This window comes from Bartonella silvatica, from assembly GCF_040545155.1.
Lineage (GTDB): Bacteria > Pseudomonadota > Alphaproteobacteria > Rhizobiales > Rhizobiaceae > Bartonella > Bartonella silvatica.
Genome location: NZ_JBEPLI010000006.1, coordinates 13,598 through 34,258, shown reverse-complemented (window position 1 = coordinate 34,258; position 20,661 = coordinate 13,598). Strand labels below are relative to the sequence as shown.

11 protein-coding genes and 1 pseudogene are annotated in these 20,661 nt (G+C 34.5%); 10 read left to right on the top strand and 2 right to left on the bottom strand.

The window, feature by feature from the left end; genetic code table 11:
- The first annotated feature begins 26 nt into the window (after positions 1 to 26).
- From ABID23_RS03940 to ABID23_RS03895, 10 genes and pseudogenes are all read left to right on the top strand, one after another.
- The gene (locus ABID23_RS03940) at positions 27 to 1,421 is read left to right on the top strand and encodes a M20/M25/M40 family metallo-hydrolase (RefSeq protein ID WP_354189550.1); all 1,395 of its coding nucleotides are present in this window, start codon (positions 27 to 29) and stop codon (positions 1,419 to 1,421) included.
- Entirely contained in the window at positions 1,414 to 2,034 is a 621-nt protein-coding gene (locus ABID23_RS03935) for a ribonuclease D (RefSeq protein ID WP_354189548.1), read from the top strand. The genes ABID23_RS03940 and ABID23_RS03935 overlap by 8 nt, the downstream gene beginning before the upstream one ends.
- 1,305 nt (positions 2,035 to 3,339) lie before the next feature.
- Positions 3,340 to 3,654 carry a hypothetical protein gene (locus tag ABID23_RS03930; RefSeq protein ID WP_354189546.1) on the top strand — a complete coding sequence of 105 codons (315 nt, stop codon included), beginning with the start codon at positions 3,340 to 3,342 and terminating at the stop codon, positions 3,652 to 3,654.
- 486 nt (positions 3,655 to 4,140) lie between these two features.
- Complete coding sequence (locus ABID23_RS03925; RefSeq protein ID WP_354189544.1) at positions 4,141 to 4,977, top strand: outer membrane protein; 837 nt, start codon at positions 4,141 to 4,143, stop codon at positions 4,975 to 4,977.
- 337 nt (positions 4,978 to 5,314) lie between these two features.
- Positions 5,315 to 6,154 (top strand): porin, encoded by an 840-nt coding sequence (locus ABID23_RS03920; protein ID WP_354189616.1) that lies wholly within the window; start codon positions 5,315 to 5,317, stop codon positions 6,152 to 6,154.
- A 119-nt stretch (positions 6,155 to 6,273) separates the two neighbouring features.
- Positions 6,274 to 6,420, top strand: a complete 147-nt coding sequence (locus tag ABID23_RS03915) for a hypothetical protein (protein WP_354189542.1) — start codon at positions 6,274 to 6,276, stop codon at positions 6,418 to 6,420.
- A 1,251-nt stretch (positions 6,421 to 7,671) separates the two neighbouring features.
- Positions 7,672 to 8,442 (top strand): annotated as a pseudogene (locus ABID23_RS03910) (tyrosine-type recombinase/integrase); the annotation flags it as partial.
- Positions 8,443 to 9,691: 1,249 nt separating this feature from the next.
- A complete protein-coding gene (locus ABID23_RS03905; protein WP_354189540.1) occupies positions 9,692 to 9,811 on the top strand; it encodes an EexN family lipoprotein in 120 nt (39 codons plus the stop codon).
- Positions 9,812 to 9,956: 145 nt separating this feature from the next.
- Positions 9,957 to 10,226, top strand: coding sequence for an EexN family lipoprotein (locus ABID23_RS03900; protein WP_354189537.1), 270 nt, complete (start codon positions 9,957 to 9,959; stop codon positions 10,224 to 10,226).
- A gap of 2,995 nt (positions 10,227 to 13,221) precedes the next feature.
- Entirely contained in the window at positions 13,222 to 13,626 is a 405-nt protein-coding gene (locus ABID23_RS03895) for a flagellar protein FlgN (protein ID WP_354189614.1), read from the top strand.
- A 3,791-nt stretch (positions 13,627 to 17,417) separates the two neighbouring features.
- Here ABID23_RS03895 and ABID23_RS03890 read toward each other — a convergent pair.
- Both ABID23_RS03890 and ABID23_RS03885 read right to left on the bottom strand, forming a co-directional pair.
- Entirely contained in the window at positions 17,418 to 17,663 is a 246-nt protein-coding gene (locus ABID23_RS03890; protein ID WP_354189535.1) for a hypothetical protein, read from the bottom strand.
- Positions 17,664 to 18,052: 389 nt separating this feature from the next.
- Positions 18,053 to 20,386 (bottom strand): autotransporter outer membrane beta-barrel domain-containing protein, encoded by a 2,334-nt coding sequence (locus tag ABID23_RS03885; protein WP_354189533.1) that lies wholly within the window; start codon positions 20,384 to 20,386, stop codon positions 18,053 to 18,055.
- Positions 20,387 to 20,661: the final 275 nt, after the last annotated feature.

Sequence of the window (20,661 nt, the reverse complement as noted above, 5' to 3'; positions counted from 1 at the left end):
TGAGAGAAGGATTGGGAGGTTTTTTTATGCTAAATAAAGTATTAACACATCTTGATGAGAATATAGAAAAGAGCCTTGAACGTCTTTTTTCTCTTTTACGTTTTCAATCGATTTCGACTGACTCAGCTTATAAAGGTGAGTGCCGTAAAGCAGCTGATTGGCTAGTAGAGGATTTAAAAACTATAGGCTTTGAGGCTTCCCGCCGTGATACGCCAGGTCATCCAATGGTCGTTGGGCATCATCCGGGGCCTTCAGATGATTGTTTGCATGTGTTATTTTATGGACATTATGATGTTCAACCGGTTGATCCTTTAAGTTTATGGGAGGATGATCCATTTTCCCCTTCTCTAAAAGAAAGAGAAGGCGAGAAAGTTATTTGTGCTCGTGGAGCTTCAGATGACAAAGGTCAGCTTATGACATTTGTTGAAGCATGCCGTGCCTTTAAGGAAAAGACAGGGCAGCTTCCTGTTAAAGTAACTGTTCTATTTGAGGGTGAAGAAGAAAGTGGTTCTTCTTCTCTTGTTCCTTTTTTGAAAGCAAATAAGGATGAGCTTAAGGCTGATTGCGCATTGGTTTGTGATACATCAATGTGGGATACGGATACACCATCTGTTGCAGTTTCTCTTCGAGGAATTCTGGGGGAAGAGGTCATTATTACAGCGGCTAATTGTGATTTGCATTCTGGTTATTTTGGGGGAGCTGCAGCCAATCCCATTCATATTTTAGCTAAGATTTTAGCAGGGCTTCATGATGAAAATAATAGGATAACACTTCCTGGTTTTTATGATGGCGTAGAAGAAACACCTCCTCATATTCTACAGTCGTGGAAAGAGCTTAATTGTACGGCTGAAAATTTTCTTGGTCCTATAGGTCTTTCTATTCCTTCTGGCGAAAAAGGGCGGAGCATTTTAGAATGTACATGGGCGCGTCCTACAGCGGAAATTAATGGTATTAGTGGTGGCTATGAGGGAGAAGGAATTAAAACGGTGATTGCTTCTCAGGCGAGCGCAAAAGTATCTTTCCGTTTAGTGCATAAGCAAGATCCAGAGAAAATACGCCAAGCTTTTCGTGATTATGTGCGCAGCTTGGTTCCTGATGACTGTAGTGTTGCATTTAAGGAGCATGGTGCTTCTCCGGCGATACAGCTTTCCTACGATTCACCTTTCATAAAGTCGGCGCAGGATGCTTTATCGCAAGAGTGGAGCAATCCTGCTGTATTAACAGCCATGGGGGGGTCGATTCCAATTGTTGGAGATTTTCAGTCAATTCTTGATATGGAAACTGTTTTGGTTGGTTTTGCATTGGCTGATGACCGCATTCATTCACCTAATGAAAAATATAATTTGAAATCATTTCATAAGGGGCAGCGTTCTTGGGCGCGTGTTTTAGAAGTTCTAGCAAATAGGAGAGTAAATGACTGAGATTCGTGTTCATCAAGGTGATTTACCAAACTTAGACAATTATCAAGTTGATGCGGTTGCGATTGATACTGAAACTTTAGGGCTGCAACCGCACCGTGATCGTTTATGTGTCGTTCAGCTTTCCTCTGGGGATGGTTCCTCTGACATTGTACAGATTGCTAAAGGACAAAAAAGTGCTCCAAATTTGGTTAAACTTCTTGAAGATAAAGCAATTACTAAAATATTCCATTTTGGGCGTTTTGATCTTGCTATTTTAGCACATACCTTTGGTGTGATGCCAGATGTGGTTTTTTGTACAAAAATTGCTTCAAAACTCACACGTACTTACACAGATCGTCATGGATTAAAGGAAATTTGTAGTGAGTTGCTCAATGTGAATATTTCTAAGCAACAGCAATCTTCTGATTGGGCTGCTGATACTTTATCACGTGCACAAATTGAATATGCTGCGTCAGATGTTTTATATTTGCACCGTTTAAAAGATATATTTGAAGAACGCTTAAGACGAGAAGAACGGGAAGATGTTGCAAAAGCATGTTTCCAGTTTCTGCCTATGAGAGCGAGACTGGATCTTTTGGGATGGTCAGATGTTGATATTTTCGCACATAGCTGAGCTTTAAAGGACTGTTTTAGAGCAGATGAAGAAAAATTATTGATATAATAGAACAGGATGCCCATGATATGTGGGCATTTTTTATTTCTTTCTTGGTTGAGTTTCTTTTATAAAATGCTTTTGTATAATGCGTATGATTGAAGTTACAGATTGCATAATCAAAGTATGTTGGTGGATACAGTTTTTTGTGTATTGGTTGCCACCTTTATTTTAAGTTGTATAAAAAGAGAGACATATGATTTAGAAAGTATGCGTAGAAAAATAGGTTGTAATATTGCTTAGAAGCTTTACCTTACAAGTTGCTCTCAACGGTTTGTATTGCATTAGGCACGTGAGGCGCAGTACTTTTAAGGCTTTCAATATCATTTTGAAGCATGAAGATAGTATACGATTTTACATTTATATATCGTATTCTTTAGGGGGGGCGTACTCCTCATAAAGCAGAAGATATCATTATATTAAAAATTGATGTAATTGTTTAAAAAATTCTTTTAAAAGCCCATTTCATGGGGAGTCTATCAAGTAATATAAAGTGAATGAGATAGTGTATTGATTTATGCGTGTTAATTCATAGACTTTGTATATCGAATGCAAGATTCAAATAATGTATCTCTCATTTTAAAACTGTTTATGTTGAATTCATCAAAAACATTCTCTGGTATATAATAAGCGGGATTAATCTATAGATATATAACGATCAAAGAAAGCCTACAAACGCTTTGCATGAATCGCTTCAATATAGAAACAATCGCAATATCACAGGGTGGCAAAGAGAATGGTGATGTTTTTTTTCACAAGTGTAAAGACGGTGGTGCTTAATAGATTTCCCCATTATACAACATCATTTTTATATCAGCTGTGTTATGAGATTTATCTGCTTGCGATATTGCAATAACTTTTATGTTGAGGCGATTTATGAGAGACAGTTGCTTCTGTTAAAATAGTTTTTATCAAAATTTTAGCCTTGCTTATGATGCACAAGCGAGGAGAGCTTAATTGAAATAGAAACAAGTTTAAAATGAAAAAAATACAACATTTGCATTATATGGCACCATTATACAAAAGATAAATGATGATTATAAATCAATATGCGAGCTTGGTTTGAGAGGTACATTTTACTCTTATCTGAGTACAAGCGATTTCTCCCTTAACTTTAAAATTTTCATTTTTTGAAAAGTCCAAAGACCATGAAGATTTTATTTTTTGGGGGCACTTTTTATTCATTAAACATACCATCTCATATGGAAATTAGAAGAGAAGGCTCTAGATAAAATTCATTATGGATATTTGTATGGAGATAAGTTTATGAAAATAACATATTTGGTGACAGCTTTTACAACTTTTGCTTCAATTCCTGTCGCACAAGGAGCTAGTCTTATAACACATCAAAAGCAGCTTGTAGAGGAAATATCTTCTGCTGTTTCTTCTAAAGTGACTTTTTTGAGTGAAGAGGTGAGTAATGCTTTGTCTGATGTTTTTCAGAAAAAGTTTTCTTGTCTTGATGATGTTGAGGGAGAAGCGGCTATTAAGTTAGTCGCTGTAAAAAAAAGAGGGCCGGGACCTTGGGGGCGGGGGCGAGGGCGCCCAAGTCTGTTTACAAGAAATCCGCTCAGTTTTTAATAAGTGGGTATCTCATATGAGAGTCTATTATTTTATGATCGGGAGTGGATAAAGCCTAAAGGAGGGGGGAGAATTTGAGAGGAAAAGTACGATTTATTTTTTATTGAGGAGGGAAACTGGTGGTGAAAGGAAGATTTAAGAGGGAAGGATGCTGTGTATAAGGAAGGGAGTGGTGAGAGATAGAGGTGTTATTTGTGCCTATTTGAGGAAGCATGGGTGGGTAGTCTAAACACAATTTTCTTAGGGGGTGAGAACGGTATTGTTCGAGCTTTGGGAGTTTTCGTAAAGAACGCAGCCTTCATAAGATGGAGGTACATGAATGTAGCCTATAAATTTGCATTTCTTAAAGGGCGTGCAGTTTTATGTCAGGGTATAAGGAGGGGGCTTTTGTGTTTTTTTTATGAGTGTATCATTTTTGCTACAGATATCTGTAGAGCGGGCTCTATATGAAATTGCGTGTTCAATATTCAGCTATGGAGAGAAAATATGAATATGAAATGGTTAGTAACAGCTTCTGCTTTCGCTTTTGTTTCAGCATCAGCAGCGCATGCAGCAGATGTTATTGTTCCCCCTAGTCCTGCACCTGTAACACCAGTTGTTGTTACCCCTCCTTCATTTTCTTGGACAGGCCTTTACATTGGTGGTCAGATCGGTGGTTTTTCTGGTAAAACAAAGATGGATATCTTGAGTCAAGGAAAAACGATTCCTGCACCTAATGATTTATTGCCGAAACTATCAGGTTTTACGGGCGGTCTTTATGCAGGTTCCAATGTTGATCTCGGTAATGGGCTTATTCTAGGGGTTGATACAGATATTGTTTGGGCTGATAAAGATGATATAAAAACGGGGAAATCGTATCTCATTGCTAAAAATCACGTGGGATATATTAATAGTATGCTGGAAAAAGCTGGTATTAAGATCGGCGATAATAAAATAGAGGAAGGTGATAGACGTACACACAGTTTCACTTTTAAAGAAAAATGGGCTGGTGCTACACGCGTACGCATTGGTTTTGCAGCTGAACGCCTTATGCCTTATGTTGCTGGTGGTATTGCCTATACACAGCTTCAAGATATTGCATCGATATCAATAACAGGAAAAGATTCGGGTAAAATTATCGCTTCTGGTAATTTGTCTGATGAAACAAAGACATTGGTTGGTTATACGCTTGGAGCAGGTGTTGATTTAGCCATGACAAACCATCTTATTGTTCGTGCGGAATATCGTTATTCAGATTTTGGTAAAAAGAAATTCTCGAATGATAAGTATGAAACATCTTACAAAACCAATGATTTCCGTGTGGGGGTTGCATACAAATTTTAATCTATGATCAGCGAAATGACGAAAAATTTCATTTGCGACAGCGCTTTTGGTGATTATCTGTTGCTATATTATCACACATTCATAATATTATGCATCAAGGGTACTGTCACATTTTGCGTTTTGTAAAAGAAATTTGCAAGCGATAATTGAGTCATTTATCTTTAATAACAATAGGTTATGGATTTGTATAACGAAAATAGTTTTGTATAAAACGAAACTGTTAAGAGGTCTCATTGTTAAATGGGACCTCTATTTTGTATAACTGTGTTATTTTTGCTACAGACTTTTTTTCATGAGTGTGTTCTATTGCCGTACAAACAAATTAGGAGCAAAATCTATGAAAATAAAATCTTTAATAACAACTTCTGTTGTCGCTTTAATTTCCGCTTCTGCAGCACAGGCTGCTGATGTCATCATTCCTCGCGAAACAGCACCAGCGGTAATCACGGCCCCTTCATTCTCTTGGACAGGTTTCTACATCGGTGGTCAAATTGGAAACCTCTCAAGTAAAGCTGAGATGTTTGATGCAGATGGAAAAAATAAACGAGATAAAAATCTGACCCCTAAGCTTTCAGGTTTCATGGGCGGTATTTATGCCGGTTCTAATATCGATCTTGGAAGTGGTCTTATCCTCGGTGTTGAAACTGATGCTGTTTGGGCGGATAGAGATGATTCAAAAGTAATCTCTGCAACACAAATTGAAGACGAAAACGGCGGTGTTGATAAGCTCAAGAAATTTCTTAACGAAAATAAAGCTACTTATGTCGGTGGGCACGCTATAGATAATATTATAGATGGCGTCAAACGTAATGACAGTGTGGCGCTGAAAGAAAAATGGTCTGGTGCGACTCGTGTACGTGTTGGTTTTACAGCTCTTGATCGTATTATGCCTTATGTTGCTGGTGGTGTTGCCTATGCGCAGTTACAGCGTACCGATACAACTAAGGTAACGGGAAGTGATGAGGCAGAAATCGCTCATGCTAAAACATTTAATAAGTCAAAAACATTTGTTGGCTTTACCATTGGTGGTGGTGTTGATTTCGCTATGACGGACAATGTTCTGTTACGTGCAGAATACCGTTACTCAGACTTCGGTAAAAAAGCTTTCGAAAAAGGCGCAGACAAAACCAGCTACAAAACCAATGATTTCCGCGTTGGTGTTGCTTACAAATTCTAATTTTGTGTGAAGCACATTCTCTTTGGGTGTAAAATCCCATGATGAGTAAAAAGTAAAGTTTCTAAAAGCCCCGTTTTTAACGGGGCTTTTATTTTTAACCCTCGGTTTTATACCGCTATATGACTTTTATTACAGACAGTTTTTTACAGTTGTATAAAATTGTTGTGCAAAATAAACGAGGGGCAAAACGTATAAACATAAAGTCTGTCATAAAATCTTTCATGGTAACTGCTGTTGTCGCTTTAATTGCCGCTTCTGCAGCATAGCTGCTTGATGGTATCTCGGAAACAGTGCTAGTGGTTATTATTGCCTCTTCAGTGTCTAAAAATTAAGAAAAAGCTCATACATTTATGATACTATTGCAGCCTTTTTGAAAGTGATCTACTTATCTCTTCTTTAAAGAGTTGCCTTGATATTTGAGGGGATTAAGATGACTCACTCCAAATTGAGAGGCAGTATTTTAAATTGTAATTATCAAAACAACTTATGATAGTTTTAATGATATGATGAAAAGGTTTTCAATTTCATAAGAGATAACGTGACAACTTTTTTCCCGTTGTAATGATCTGTCTCTATAATATCTGCTTACTGTTTTCTAAATTTTTAGAAAGTGCTTTAAAAGTGGTTTTGCTTTTAAATGCTTTTGTGCAATCTTGAACACGTTCAGTGTTATGATGATACTATCAGCTCTGTATTTTCCACTTCTCAACTTTAAGAACTGTAATTTCATTTTTTATTATCATATTAAAAAACCAATCATGAAAACAAGATATGATTTTTAAACCTGTACAATGGATGTTATCCACAATCGCAAACAGCTAAATCTTTTACAATATAATTTTTTGAGTGATACAAACATAGCATAAAGCCTATGAATTATTATGAATAAAGAGCGGCTTTGTATTTCATTTGAATGTTTACATGCTTTGTAACATTGGCATTATAATTTGCTTCTTATGCTCTGTTTATGGAGGGGGCATTTTTATAAAAAATGGACAATTGAATCATACATAAAAATGTAGATTTTAAAGTGGGATCATATAAAATTTCTCTATCAGCAGATTGATATTATTGTTTTTTTATAAAATATTACATTAGGAAAAACTAAATACAATACTGGATGTGTCATGATGATTATTTTACTCCATTTTGCATAAGAAGTCGTTATAATCTTTTTGCTTTATCGCTGGTGTATATATGGTTTTATAGCGTTGTTTGCCTAAGAGAGAGTGTATTTTTGCTGTTGCCTATAAATTTATAATTTCAATACAGCTGTATGTCTGAAACAAGTCCTAATGTAATTCAAGCTTTTCTCTGTTGTGATAGCTTTTGTATGGCCGATACAAGATATTGATTTATAATGATAATTCACTGTTTTGCATATTGAATTAGACCCCCGAATAACGTAGGATTCTCTCATTTCAAATCTGTTTATCTTGAATCAATCAAAACCACTTACTTGCACATCACAAGCGGGGTTGATGTGTGGGTAAAAATTGTACAAGAAAGGAGTAAAAATGGTTCTTATGAATCGTCTTAATGCAAGGGCTGTCGCAACATTGGGAGCTGGTAAATATAATGATGGTGCCGGCTTGCTTCTTCACAAACGTAAAGATGGTGGTGCTCAATGGCTTTATCGTTATACCATTCACGGTCGGCGCCGCGAAATGGGCTTGGGTGCCTTGCGAGATGTTTCTTTAAAACAAGCCCGTGAATTGGCAACTAGGTGGCGGGCTGTTTTACGTGAGGGGCGTGACCCTATTAAAGAACGCAATAAACAAAAGCGTGAGGCAATAAGCAATCTTCATTATTTAAAAGATATTGCCGTAGATGCTTTTGAAAGTCGTAAAGCTGAATTAAAAAATGATGGAAAAGATGGGAACTGGTTTACACCTTTACGCCTTCATATTCTCCCCAAATTAGGTTGTCTACCCGTTTCAGAGATTACACAAACAGAAATACGCAATGTTCTTGCTCCTATATGGCATACAAAAACTGGAACTGTTCGAACAGCATTGATGCGTTTTAATCTTTGTCTTAAATATGCAGCTACACGAGGTTTGGATGTTGATTTACGAGCAAAGGAAAAAGCGCTCTCTCTTAGGAAAACGACGTTATAAAAAATCTTACCAGCTATGAATTGGAGAGAGGTGCTAAATTTTTACCAATTTTTCTGCAAAACAACAACTATAAAATATTGAGCTTTGCGTCTCCTTATCTTAACAGGGGCATGCCGCAATCCTTTGCATCATATTCGTGAAGATCAGATGGGGGAGATGTATGACGTATATTTGTTTGGGTAATTTCTGAAACAGGAAGACAATTTCATTTTTGAAGAATATAAAGACGTTAAGGTACCAATGAGCTTCCGTCTTTATCGTCATTCTTGAAACGTGATAACTTTCAAAAATCTCTATAAGAATATCTTATAAATAATGGAGAGAAACGCATCGCCTCACGCTTATATTTTTTATGTTTTTTAATAGGGCATTTCTCTCATAAAAACAAGTACCATTGTGTTGCACATTCACCTGTTTTAGAGATATTCATTAATGTTCTCATGTGCATTTTACGACAGCGTCCGTCAATGATATAGAGATACAACCATTGAGCTCCATCTTTATAGTTATAAAGGTAAGAGCCAGCACCATCATTCTATTCGTCAGTTCATATATTGCATCCCTCTTGCATTGAGATGCTTCATTAAAAGCATTTTGATTTTTTTCTTAAGTTTTATCCATACAACCTCATTTGTGATGTACAAGGGGTAGCTTAATTGATTTAAGAATAGGTTTGGAATGAGAAAATTCTGCAGTATTAAGTCCTCTCATTCAAAATACAAAATAGAGAAATGTATATAAATTAATATGTTATACGATGGTTTGAGTGTATGGTGATCAAACAACAAAATATACGGATCAATATTATAGGATTTTATAAGATGGACATCTTTATTGATGAAGCCAATAACATTTTTAATTTTTAGCAATGGATCATTATAATGATGGTGTATTTAAAGAAGGGATCTTAGGCAAGAAATATTAGTGCCTTCTTTATTATATCAATGCATTAAAGATATGTTGTTTTGTTGTTTGAAAATTTGCCAAGATAAAAACAGTACATATGCAAAAGGTTATCATAATGGAATACGCGCATATTGAAGTTAAAAATATTCGTTAAAAAGAAGTATTGTAAAAATGCGATATAGAGATTTAAAAATACTATAAAATACAACGATATCGTTATGAAGTTTTTAAAACAAAAAAGGGATAAGGCTATAAACAGAGCCATTATCGTCACCGCTCTGCTGTGGATTTTTTGTTACTGGTTTTCATAAAAAATGCCCCTGTCAAAGAAGTTTAATAAAAATAAAAAGTTAATCAGTGAATAGATAAAAATAAGAGAAGATAAGATCATTTTCTGCAAAGAAATATAAAATTGTAAAAATACTCAACAAACCTATATGGAGTTTTGTATAGGCGTTGAAAAACTATACTCAAACTTTATCAATATAAAAGGCAAAAGGGGTGTTTATTTATGAACAGAATTATTATAGTAATGCTCTTTCTTTGTATTGGATTCATTGGTTCTGGTTGTTATAAAAAAAACTATAGTGTGGAAGAATTTAAGAAGGATAAAAAGCTATTGAGTGAATGAATCAGAAAATGTGAACAGTCAAAGGAATCTGTGAAGTTATCTCAAAATTGTAAAAATGCTGGAGAAGCATTTAGTGAGCTCCTTTTGGGGTATTAGAGATAGTATTAAAATTTTTTAAATTCGAAAAGTAGAAGGGGATTTATTTATGAAGAAATTTATTATAACAGCGTTGCTTCTTTGCACAGCTCTTTTTGTTGTTGGTTGTAAAAAAAAAGAACATAGCGTAGAAGATTTTAAAAAAGATCAGACATTACTCGATAAATGGGTTAAAAAATGTGAAACTGCAGAAGCATCTGTAAAATCATCTCAGAATTGTCAGAATGCACAAACAGCTGCGAGTGAACTTATGTTGCAAGAAAGAGATGAAGGATTCAATGAATCCGATTCAAAACCTGTTGAGTCTGAGGAACAGTAAAACAGTCGTAAAATGGATAAATAAAAGCCAGCTATGTTTTTTCTGTAATAGAGAAATCATTCTGGCTTGAATATAAAAGAGATAGAATTCAAAAAGCGAGAAATCTCCCATCTGTTGTGGAGGTTTTCTCTGTCTTAGGGTATAAGTATATAGAAAATTGTATGTAAAGCATAAGAAAGTGTCATAAACCTTATTGAGAGTTAAAATAGGTTTTGTGGTTGTTTTCCTTTCTATAGGAAGAGATATAAACAAATAGTCTGTCATCGTATTGCTCTCTAGGGTGGTGGTAACAGAACCCGTGTATACCTTAAAATTAATGTTACTGATGGTGGCGTTTATTTCTTACATGGAACAAGAGTATAAATTAAGGGGGGTATTAAAATAGGTCTTTCTTGGTGAGTTTAGAAGCTGAAGTATGTACGTTATGAAAGCTCTCTTTCACCCTAGAGAAATCAATTTCTGTATAGGCAAGTGGGTGTAAGAATCTTCATTTTTTAAGGCAAAAAAACAATCTAAAAGAATAATTACGCTGCAAAGTAGAATGTGCGGATTAAAATACATACAGGATAAAAGATTCATGCAAAAAGAGTTATGAAAATATGAGAGGTTAGTAGATTATTTATTTTCCGTTTTAAATCTCGCTCACCAGTTTCATAAGAATATGGGCTGTTTATTAGGTTGTTATAAAAAGCAAAGAGATACGTCTCGTGTATTTCTCGGATGATATCTTAACAAATTGAATATCCGCTCATGGTCCGAATTCTTTTTCATAAATTGCAACACGTTATACTCATTGTTTATATTTGTCACTGCTTTATAGAGCGCCTAGGTTATTGATCGTTATATCTAAATGGTGGGATATTTTTTCAAATCTTTAAAACGAAATATTTTCGTATTTTACTTGTACGATAAAGGGCTATCATTGAAAATAGGCGCGAAAAGATAACAAGCAATGACATTCCTCGCTTCTTCATAATATGACTATAACAACAACACGAAAGTTAGAACCACAAAAGCATTCATGGTAACAATCAATGTTGAATAAAGCGTGGCGGTTTTTATAATATCAGCCATAAGAACTTCTCCCTGTTCTTTGTGGTATCGATTATTACGAATAACATTATGTTACATAATGTAATATATGCTGATATAACACGCTCGGCAAGTCTAAAACTTTTCTTTTTTTGTGGGAGTTTTGCATTTTAGGGTATGAAAAAAATTAAGGTGTATTTCGTTGTTTTTTGTATAAGCAGCATTCATGTAGAAAAAGTTTTGTGTAGTTTAACATGAGGTTTTGTATCAAGTGGGAAGAGGTGGGATTAGGTAGGAATACGTAATAATTTTTTGTTTTTATGTATAAAATTTAGCATGAAATGCGTGTTTTGTTAAAATGGGTTTTGACACCTAAAATTGCCAAAAAGAGTCAAAAACTGTCAAAATCGAAGCTTGACAGTAAAAGTGAGAGCAGGCTTTTAAAATTCTTTGAATATTTTAAAAAAGTCTTTGAAAGCCCAGAAAACCGCCTTTGAAGATCCTTTGAGACCCCCTTTAAAATCTTTCGAAAAAAAATGAATTAGTACAAAACCTGCTGGCAAGTTACATTTTTTTAACAAGAGTTGTATTTGTGCTCATGTATCAGAAGATTAGCTTAAGTTTCTAAAATTTATGCAATTTGAATATTGAAAAAGAAAAGAAGCAGTCTTTATTTTACTTCTTTACATGGGGCTTTTGTGATTGGTTTTTAAGAGAAACATATAGCGTAGAAGATATTCAGAAAAATTAGAAATAGCAGGGAAATAGGGTAAAAATGTGAACATGGAGATGGCTGTAAAATGATATCATAATTACCAGAACGTATGAATAGTCATTCGTCAATTTATGTTAAAAGGGTAAAACGGATTCAATAAATAGGGATTTAAAGCTCAGTGAATCTGAAAAATATTAGGATAGCGGTGAAGTTATAAACAAAAACGATTTATTTTTCTTTAATAGAGAGGTTTTTTCTGTTTTGAATATGAAAGCGGTACGCTGAAACAATATGAGGAGTAAAACAGGGGGGGAGAGGGAGCTTAATTTTTCCGTAAAGAGATTATTTCTTTATTTTTTATTGGGTTTTTGTGATCATCAAGAAGCGATATAAATGAAGAAATGATGCATGATTTTTTATACATTATTGAATGAAGTCATATGCGAGAAGATGATTTTATCTATAAAATTCTGAAAACATTGGCGGGAGGGTACAAGAATTTATGAGATGGAAAGATAACAGAATTTTAGATTGTTTAGAACCTCTTGAAAGGATTTAAAAAATCCTATATAATCACCCGTTGCAAAGAAAAGCGAATGATAATTGAAAAAGGAAAATTTATAGCAGTTTAGCAAGGAAGGGTGTGTCTTTTTGATATTGCTATGTGGTTGATATGTGCATGAGAATGCTCTTTTTTATTGTGTTCTGTTTGTGAGAAATGGAGCGTGAGAGAAAAGGAAACTTTTCCGGATGGGAGAGTAAGTTCTCTAAGACGTCAGAGATTTTCGGTGTTTTTATACAGAATATGCGGCTTTGGGGTGCACAGAAAACCAAAGGTTATGGAGGATGAAGTATTGGAGCCTTTAAGCACTTAAGCTTTTATATCCTGTAGGCTTTGCGTGCTGTGTCCTGTATGTTGCTTGCTATATATTATTGGTGCCACCACGTTATCATTTCTTTCCAGAGTAAGACGTGTAAGGAGTTTTTTTGTCTCCACTACATATTGATTGGGTCATTTATTGTATTTTAGTAAATTGATACGACGTCAATGGGTTGTTGAGAAGCAGAAATATTTCATATGATACGTTGAAAGTTGAACAGATATACACTTTTAAGGGCTTTTGTACTGTTATTAGAGCAATCTTGGTGCAATAAACCCAGCTTAGTGTATCAGCATTGAAGAGGAGCTGTTTAATCTTCTTGTATTAGAGAGAAAGATTGAACAATACTGTTGAAGGGGAAATAAAAATGCCTGTCATACAATGTGGTGATGATAGTTTTGCTTCAAAAGCAAAAAATCTTAATAATAATCTTATTGATCGTGATTGGGCGATGACAAAGTTTGTCGCTGCTGTGAAAGGGTTAGCGCAAGTTGTCGAGTATGAAAGCTCTATGTTGGAAAGCAGCGGTATTCCAGATTACGAAGAAATAAATTTATGCAAAATACGGGGCTTACGTGATCTCAATAAATCTATAAGTGATATAAAACGTTATATGAATGAAGATATTGAGAATGAAATTGAAAGCTTGTTATCAGATCTACAGAAAAAATTACACCATAATAGTGAACTGTTGCAAGAACATCTAGGAGCAATCAATGATCTTTCGCAAGCTATGAAAATAGCTTCTCGTATCAAGGAAACAGAGATCTGATTGGCAAGCGAGTTTTTTCAATATTGAGCGTTCTAAGTGATGAAAATAATTTAAGTAAGATAGAAGAGTACTTAGTGGGTGTGTATCTTTAAACCTCTTTTTGTACTGAGATATTTAACTTTATAAGTTATGCAATTTTTATTTATAGAGTAAAAGATCGTTTCTTTAAAAAGAGGAATTTTGGACAAGGGGAGGGCGTGATTTCTATTTTTTGATTGGATGGGTGTTTTCTAAACACTGAGTAGTTTTATTGAGAGTTTTTGATAAATTTTTTGAAAAGTAGAAACGAGATGAATAAAGGACAGCATAAAAAGCTGTCTTTTTGTCTTAAAAAAACATAAAAAGTTTTTATTCTCATTATAATAGCGTATACTAAGAAAAAACTGGTTTCAGTGACATTGGTTTTTGAAGCTTTTGTCGAGCTAACATCACCTTGAAGTGCGATCTTTCGAGGAAGATAGACATTAATCCCACCCACCCACACTCAATGGAAGATCCGTTAGGAGAAAGGGAAAATATATCAGTAGCTTTTATTGTTTTACCATCACAAAAGGTCTTGGTAACTTAGTTTACTTTATCAAAGAAAGAACATTATATTTCTGTTCTGTTGTAGGGGGTTACGTCAAGTAACCACTAGTCCGTATCAACCGCTGATATAGATTGTTCATATCAATCTTTCAGTTATGGGCATTTAAGATAACATCGAGCAAGAGATGCTGATAAATGAACTGCACATTTAGCTCAAAGATGAAGCCAATATAATAGGTTGCTCGTTTTCCCCAAATCATAGCAGATGCACTACATATTTTTGTGCCATCTAGAATTGTATTATTTCTAGTGAGAGCCGTAGTTATATTTTCCTTTAAAGTACTGTAGAAAAATAGTGTGTTTATAGATATACCATTTTATGCTGGAGGTAGCTATAAGCTGTGAGGAACTGTTTATTAAGTGTTATTTTTTCAGCATTTCCCATACTCTTGGGAGCAAAAATTAAGATTTCTATATGTTTCTAAAATACCAAGTATGTCTGTAATATCTTTACCCTTCAGTATAGATTGAGTGATGCTTCATTATAAGGCAATATAGCTTATATTAGCATTGTAGTCATAGTGTCCTAGGTTATTGTTGGAAAATAATATTAATCTTTTATTTTAGGAAGATAAGAAGAATCCTTGTGTTTTATAAATTCCTAACTCTAATACCGTTGTGTGCACATTGTCTAACAACGGATTTTGATTGTTTATATCGGAAAATTCAGCAGAAAATAAAGCGTTAGGTATAACCAAATAGCTCGACATTTATAGTCAAAGCGTCTTAATTTTTTTCCTTATTAAGAGAGGTATGTTACGATTGACAATCTCAGAAATCATTCTTCCAAGAGATTTTGATGAGGATGGGGAGGTCTTAGTCTATAGGCAATTAGTATATATTTATAAGGTACATTGCTTATTATCACATAATTGCCTACTCATTTTAAGGCGTTGTCATTTATTAGTTCACAGATTTGAATGACTGAAAATTTCATGTGTTTCTTTAGACCTATGCTTATCTTTTCGTCCTATATAGAGCCTCCATTTGTTGTGTTACTATTATTATTCTATGAAGCTGATGCAGACTACAGTCGTTTCTAATACATCGCTATGAATGAGAATGTGTCCAGTTCTTGATCCTATCACTGAAGGAGTCCATTGAGAGTTTAAATAACAGTACTTTTTGCAAGGTAAATCGCTGTTCCGTTTGGAAGAAGTATTTTCTTACTATTGAGGATGTCCTATAAATAAAGTTTGGGAATGTTTTGCTGTTCGTTTCTTAAACATGATGGAGTTATCTTTGATCACTTGTGATGAAAGGCTAGAGAATGATTATTCATCATTGCTAAATTGCACATGGTCAGAGAGATCTTTTATCACTGTTATTGGCGTTTATGCCCTCTTAAAAGCCATTTTGTATCGCTTTTAAGATTGAAAGTTATTATATTGTCTTTGAATGTTCTTACCTACTTTTCTAAAGTAGAATGATTTGCAGTTAATACAAGAGTATTGGCAGGTGTGTTTTTTAATAAAACGTGGATATTAAACTTCTGAATTATCGAGTATAACTTCACTATTTACATGTTTTTCAAAAAACACCAAAGCCGTCTTTGACGAAAAGCTTTGTGTTCTCTAGGGTTATTTTATTGGTAATGTTTTTAATGCCTGTTATTATTCTTCAATAATGGGAAAAGATAGCTGTTTTTCAGGCGTAAATTACGGGGGTATCCCTGAAAATAAGACCAATCATTTCATAGTCACCTATAATGTCTACTGCGGAATCTTTAAGATTAATTATGCTATCTATGTTGAGTAAATCTGTTAAAACAACTGTGACTGTCATTTCTGTCACATCAATCGTTCCATCATCTGACGCATTGAACGCAACAATATCAGATATTGTTTCTTATAGCTTTAGCAGTTGAATTTCTCTCCTGTGTATAGACAGAAAAATCTTTCCCTTGAGTTTTAACATTTTGTGTAGTTATGGTCTCAGTATTTTGAACATTAACTTTATCTGATCTATATTGAGGTGGTTGTGCATCTATTGTCTGTTATACTTTCGGTTATTCAGTGTTTTATTTTTTAGGTTCTAGCAATATAGACAGGGAAAGTGATTGCATTGCACTTGTGATGGGAACTGATGAAGAGAAGGAGATATCTTGATGTTTTCTAGATTGAGCAACCATATTTACGCTGGTAGATTGTATGCATTGTTCTCTATTTAAGCGAGATTTTCGGATGAAAACCGTTTATTTTCCTTAGACATATGAGGTTTTGAGAAGGCAGTTTTTAGGTATTTCTCGTTAAATAGACTGTTTTTTTCGTTTTGTCTCACATGTAAAAAAATTGAAACTGTTATAATTACAAGTACATATTCTTTAGAATTTTTGCTATTTTTTCACTGCATACCGATTGTACAGATAAAGCGCTTATACTTGGCGATAGAGACATTGTCATTGTGTAAGAAGTATGATATAGGAGCTGATAAAAGCAAAGTAAACTGCTCGAAACTTTGTGTAGCAAAGTTTTTTCTCATATGAATATATTCCGAACTTTTCATTTCTCCTCTTTATCAAATAAAAACATTTCATTCATTATATTTTTTATTCAATTATCGTGGAATATATTGAAGGTATGTTCCATTTCAAGCTATGAGTACAGTGTTTTGAAAATTGAAAATGTGTTTCAATTTTCATGATAGCCCTTCATCTACGGATTGTACTTGAGAGGTATTTTTATTGGGAGTATATTGATTAAAAAGACAGTTTATGCATTTTGCATGTCTCATGATAGTTTTAAATATTGAAAAGTTTTTCATTTCAAACCTATGTAAAAATATACCTATTAGCTTGTGTGCGATCATTGGAGTTGATACGCAGATAAAAACCATTTTAGAAAAACAAAAAAGTTTTTGTGAATGTTTTGTGCCGGATCTTTTGTCAACACGATGAATTTGTAGGTATATTAAGAGCTGGAAATCGAAGGAGGGTAGGTTTTTTATATATGAAAAGATAAAACTCTTTAATGGATTTTCATGATATCTTTCGTGGATGATATTATAAGAGAGAGATACTGCTCGTAGAAAGAGTATAATAGATAAGAGAATATGTCTGATGTATTGTTTTCATTTTTTTAAATATTGCTTTAGATATTTTTGAAAACCATAAAGCTAGATGCAAAAAAATGGTTAAGCGGGGGAGTTGTTTATTCGTATCAAGAGTTATTTTTGGTACAATATTTGAAATATTTTTTCATATTTCATAAAGTATTCATGACTGCTTTTAATGGAATTTGATTGTTTTTAGGTAACTCATATTTTCTTTTAAAAGATGCTGTGGAGTATGAATGGTATAATGATAAAGCCATTGAGCCCCCATCTTTACGCTTATAGAGAAGAAATCTGGCACCATCACACTGATTTGCCAGCTCGTGGGTTGCGACAATCCTTGCTAAGATAAGTTCATAAGAGCCATCTTTATTCCTTTTTCTATAGTTTCTACTCACACGCCAGCCCTGCTTACGACGTGCAAGGAAATGGTTTTGATTGGTTCAAGATAAACAGATTTGAAATGAGAGAATTTTACGAAAAACAATAAATTATCATTATGAATCAATATATTATATGATTTGTATCAGTTTTCATAATGCTTATAGGCTGTCAAGGTTATGCATGTGTATTCATTTTATGCGTGATGAGTATGAGTAAGTAGTCTTCATTAAAATCAGAAAAGTGATAAAAGTTTAATCATTTACATTTTTTACGCATAGAGACATTATTTCACTTTTTGATACAATTTCATTATTTAGTGCATAGTACTTTTGATAGCATAAAATAAGCAGCGCTGTTAACATTTCAACGCTGCTTCCACTTCAAAAATAAAAATCAAAGATGTTTAAAAATGGTAACGCATACCAGCAGAGAGTTGCACTCCAGATACACCAGCTTTTTGAAGCTTATGCTGATAATTAACATCGGCATGAAGCGCGAGACATTGTGATAGCTGCGCATTTACACCAAGCCCACCTTCAGCGGATGCTCCCATAGAATCAAGATGGAAAGTATCACCAATTTCTATCGTACTATTTTTATCAAACACTCTGATGATGTTGAATTTCCCGTAGAAAGAAATGTGATCACCATTTTTAATGGGAAGAGCCGTTTGTGTTAAGCGTCCACCAATACGCACTAACCATTGATGAGGTGTTCCCATGTTGACGTTAAATCCATCAATATCAGAAAAAGTGCTAAGCATGAGACGTTGATAAATAAGTTGTGCTTGTGGTTCAAAAATTAAACCTTTCGTACCAGTCTCTAGCTTTTGTCCGACGGCTGCCGATGCTTTGAATGTACCAGTGTTATCCAATTTTGCAGTGTTTCCAATGAAAGATGAGGCGATGTTTCCCTTGATGGATCCGTAAGAAAAGAGTGCATTGAAATACATTCCACTATTATGCTTCATACTTGCAAAGGTTGTAAACGACCATTTATCAAGTATACTTTTGGCAGCACCTTCTATATCTTTTGGGGTAAAAGCAAGTTTTCCATATGTGCCCAAAAAACCAAAACTTGTGACACTATTTTGATCTTCTAGCGTTGCTAATGTAATACCTGCTCGCAAGGCAGCATAGCGAATATTAGCACCATAACCATATTGTAAAGGATTACGACCAGAAGATAATGCTATTTTACTACCATATGAGGAAAAGAAAAAGCCTCTTTTTACTCTGTTCTTTGTCCCAATTTCCGTTGTTTGTATATTATCTAACAATGTATTTTGATTGTTGATATCAATAAAACCAGCAGAGAATAAAGCATTCGGCATAACCAAATAACTCGCTACTTGTGGTACAAGAGCTTTAACTTTTGACTCACGGTCAAGAGTAGCGCTTTGTAAACGAAAATCCCAAAAGTTTTCATTATCTTCTAAAAGGCTTTGTTCAGTATTTGCTTCTCCACGGCTCGCTCTGGGCCCATAGGCATTGAGCACATATTTGTAAGGCAACCCACCCATGGTGGTATAGCCATTTGCAAGTCTGAACGCATTCTCATTGACTTCTCCAAACACTTGAACGAGTGAAAGCCCACGCATATTTGACGGAACAGAACCTTCTACAGGGGCTTCATCACCTTTGAGAAGATTGTTAAAACGAACTGTTGTGGTCCCTGACACATTACCACGAACAAGAAGACGGTCAGTTTTTTGTTGTTCTTTTGATAGACCATCACTCCACTCAGTATTAAAATGAATTTCTGCATTGCCGGTTGCATTGTAAACGGCTGAAACATTAGGAGTTTCATTTTTTTGCGGTTGGGAAGTCTCAGAAACTTGTCCTATACTGAGGATTTGGTAGGTGCCTTTTTTCTGTGTATGCGGTTCTTTAAATATAACAGAACTATCATTAAGGTTTAATATTGAAACAACAGAATATGTTTGTTGATCCACATGAGAAAATTTTTCAACTTGATAGAGTTTATTTTCTCTTTCTTTGTCCATGTCAAATTGATTAAGCTTTAAGTACCATGTGCTGTTATTATTGAGAGTAAAAATCGTGGTATTTTGGGGATAAGCTTTCACTTTTCCTTCCAAAATTGAATGATCTGCCGTTAAGGAAAGCTTACCAGGTTGTGCGCCTCGTTCTTCGGTTTTATTTTTTAATAATAAGTCAGCACGAATTTCTGAATCTTTCAGGTGAATCTCAGCAACAACACCTGAGTAGTGTGGTCCTAAAATACCAATACCATTTTTTACATGAAGTTTTGTATTGTTAAAAGTTACTTGATTAACAACCTTTTCCCCCTCTTTGGGGTTGGAAGCTATAATGTGATCAAAAACGATACCAGAGCTTTTATGATGTCCAGAGACAGTTATAATTGAATCTTCAACATTGATTCTGCCATTTGCAATCAATAAACCTTTAGAGTTTGATTTTCCAATAATATTTTTAGCGTGAATGCGCCCATGAGTGGTTGCAGAAAATACAGCTGAATCAGAACGCAATATTGAATTTGTGATGATACCAACGCCGCCCTCATAAGCTACCGCTGTTGTAAATACATTACGCACAAAAACGTTATTAGAGGATTTTTCTTCTCCTTTAGACGCCCGAAACATAGAAATTTGAGGAGGTGATGTATTTGCATAAGTTGGATGGGAATAAGAAAAAATCAAAGTTCCAGCAATTGTACATAACAAAAAGTTTTTCTTATAAATAGATTTCTTACACATAGATATGCCTTTATTATTGGTATGCCTTTGATGCTTACTTCACTCCCCCTATGGCGCAAGTACCAAGGTAGTTTTATATCATTATATTTTTATTGTAAATAACAAAACGAATTATATAGAAGTCTTCTATAAATCGAAAAATTAATTTAAGAAAACCCTTTAAAATAGTTATACAAAGCAATAAACAAATAAATTTCAGAGAGTTCAATTTGGCGCATTTATGAAAAAAACTAATAAAATATGGTAGTTAAGAAAGATCTCTCTTGGGAAAGGGT

Coding starts and splice junctions, on each gene's coding strand:
- ABID23_RS03920 (WP_354189616.1), top strand. CDS start 5,315: ATGAAAATAAAATCTTTAATAACAACTTCTGTTGTCGCTTTAATTTCC.
- ABID23_RS03915 (WP_354189542.1), top strand. CDS start 6,274: ATGACTTTTATTACAGACAGTTTTTTACAGTTGTATAAAATTGTTGTG.
- ABID23_RS03930 (WP_354189546.1), top strand. CDS start 3,340: ATGAAAATAACATATTTGGTGACAGCTTTTACAACTTTTGCTTCAATT.
- ABID23_RS03895 (WP_354189614.1), top strand. CDS start 13,222: ATGCCTGTCATACAATGTGGTGATGATAGTTTTGCTTCAAAAGCAAAA.
- ABID23_RS03900 (WP_354189537.1), top strand. CDS start 9,957: ATGAAGAAATTTATTATAACAGCGTTGCTTCTTTGCACAGCTCTTTTT.
- ABID23_RS03885 (WP_354189533.1), bottom strand. CDS start 20,386: ATGTGTAAGAAATCTATTTATAAGAAAAACTTTTTGTTATGTACAATT.
- ABID23_RS03905 (WP_354189540.1), top strand. CDS start 9,692: ATGAACAGAATTATTATAGTAATGCTCTTTCTTTGTATTGGATTCATT.
- ABID23_RS03940 (WP_354189550.1), top strand. CDS start 27: ATGCTAAATAAAGTATTAACACATCTTGATGAGAATATAGAAAAGAGC.
- ABID23_RS03925 (WP_354189544.1), top strand. CDS start 4,141: ATGAATATGAAATGGTTAGTAACAGCTTCTGCTTTCGCTTTTGTTTCA.
- ABID23_RS03935 (WP_354189548.1), top strand. CDS start 1,414: ATGACTGAGATTCGTGTTCATCAAGGTGATTTACCAAACTTAGACAAT.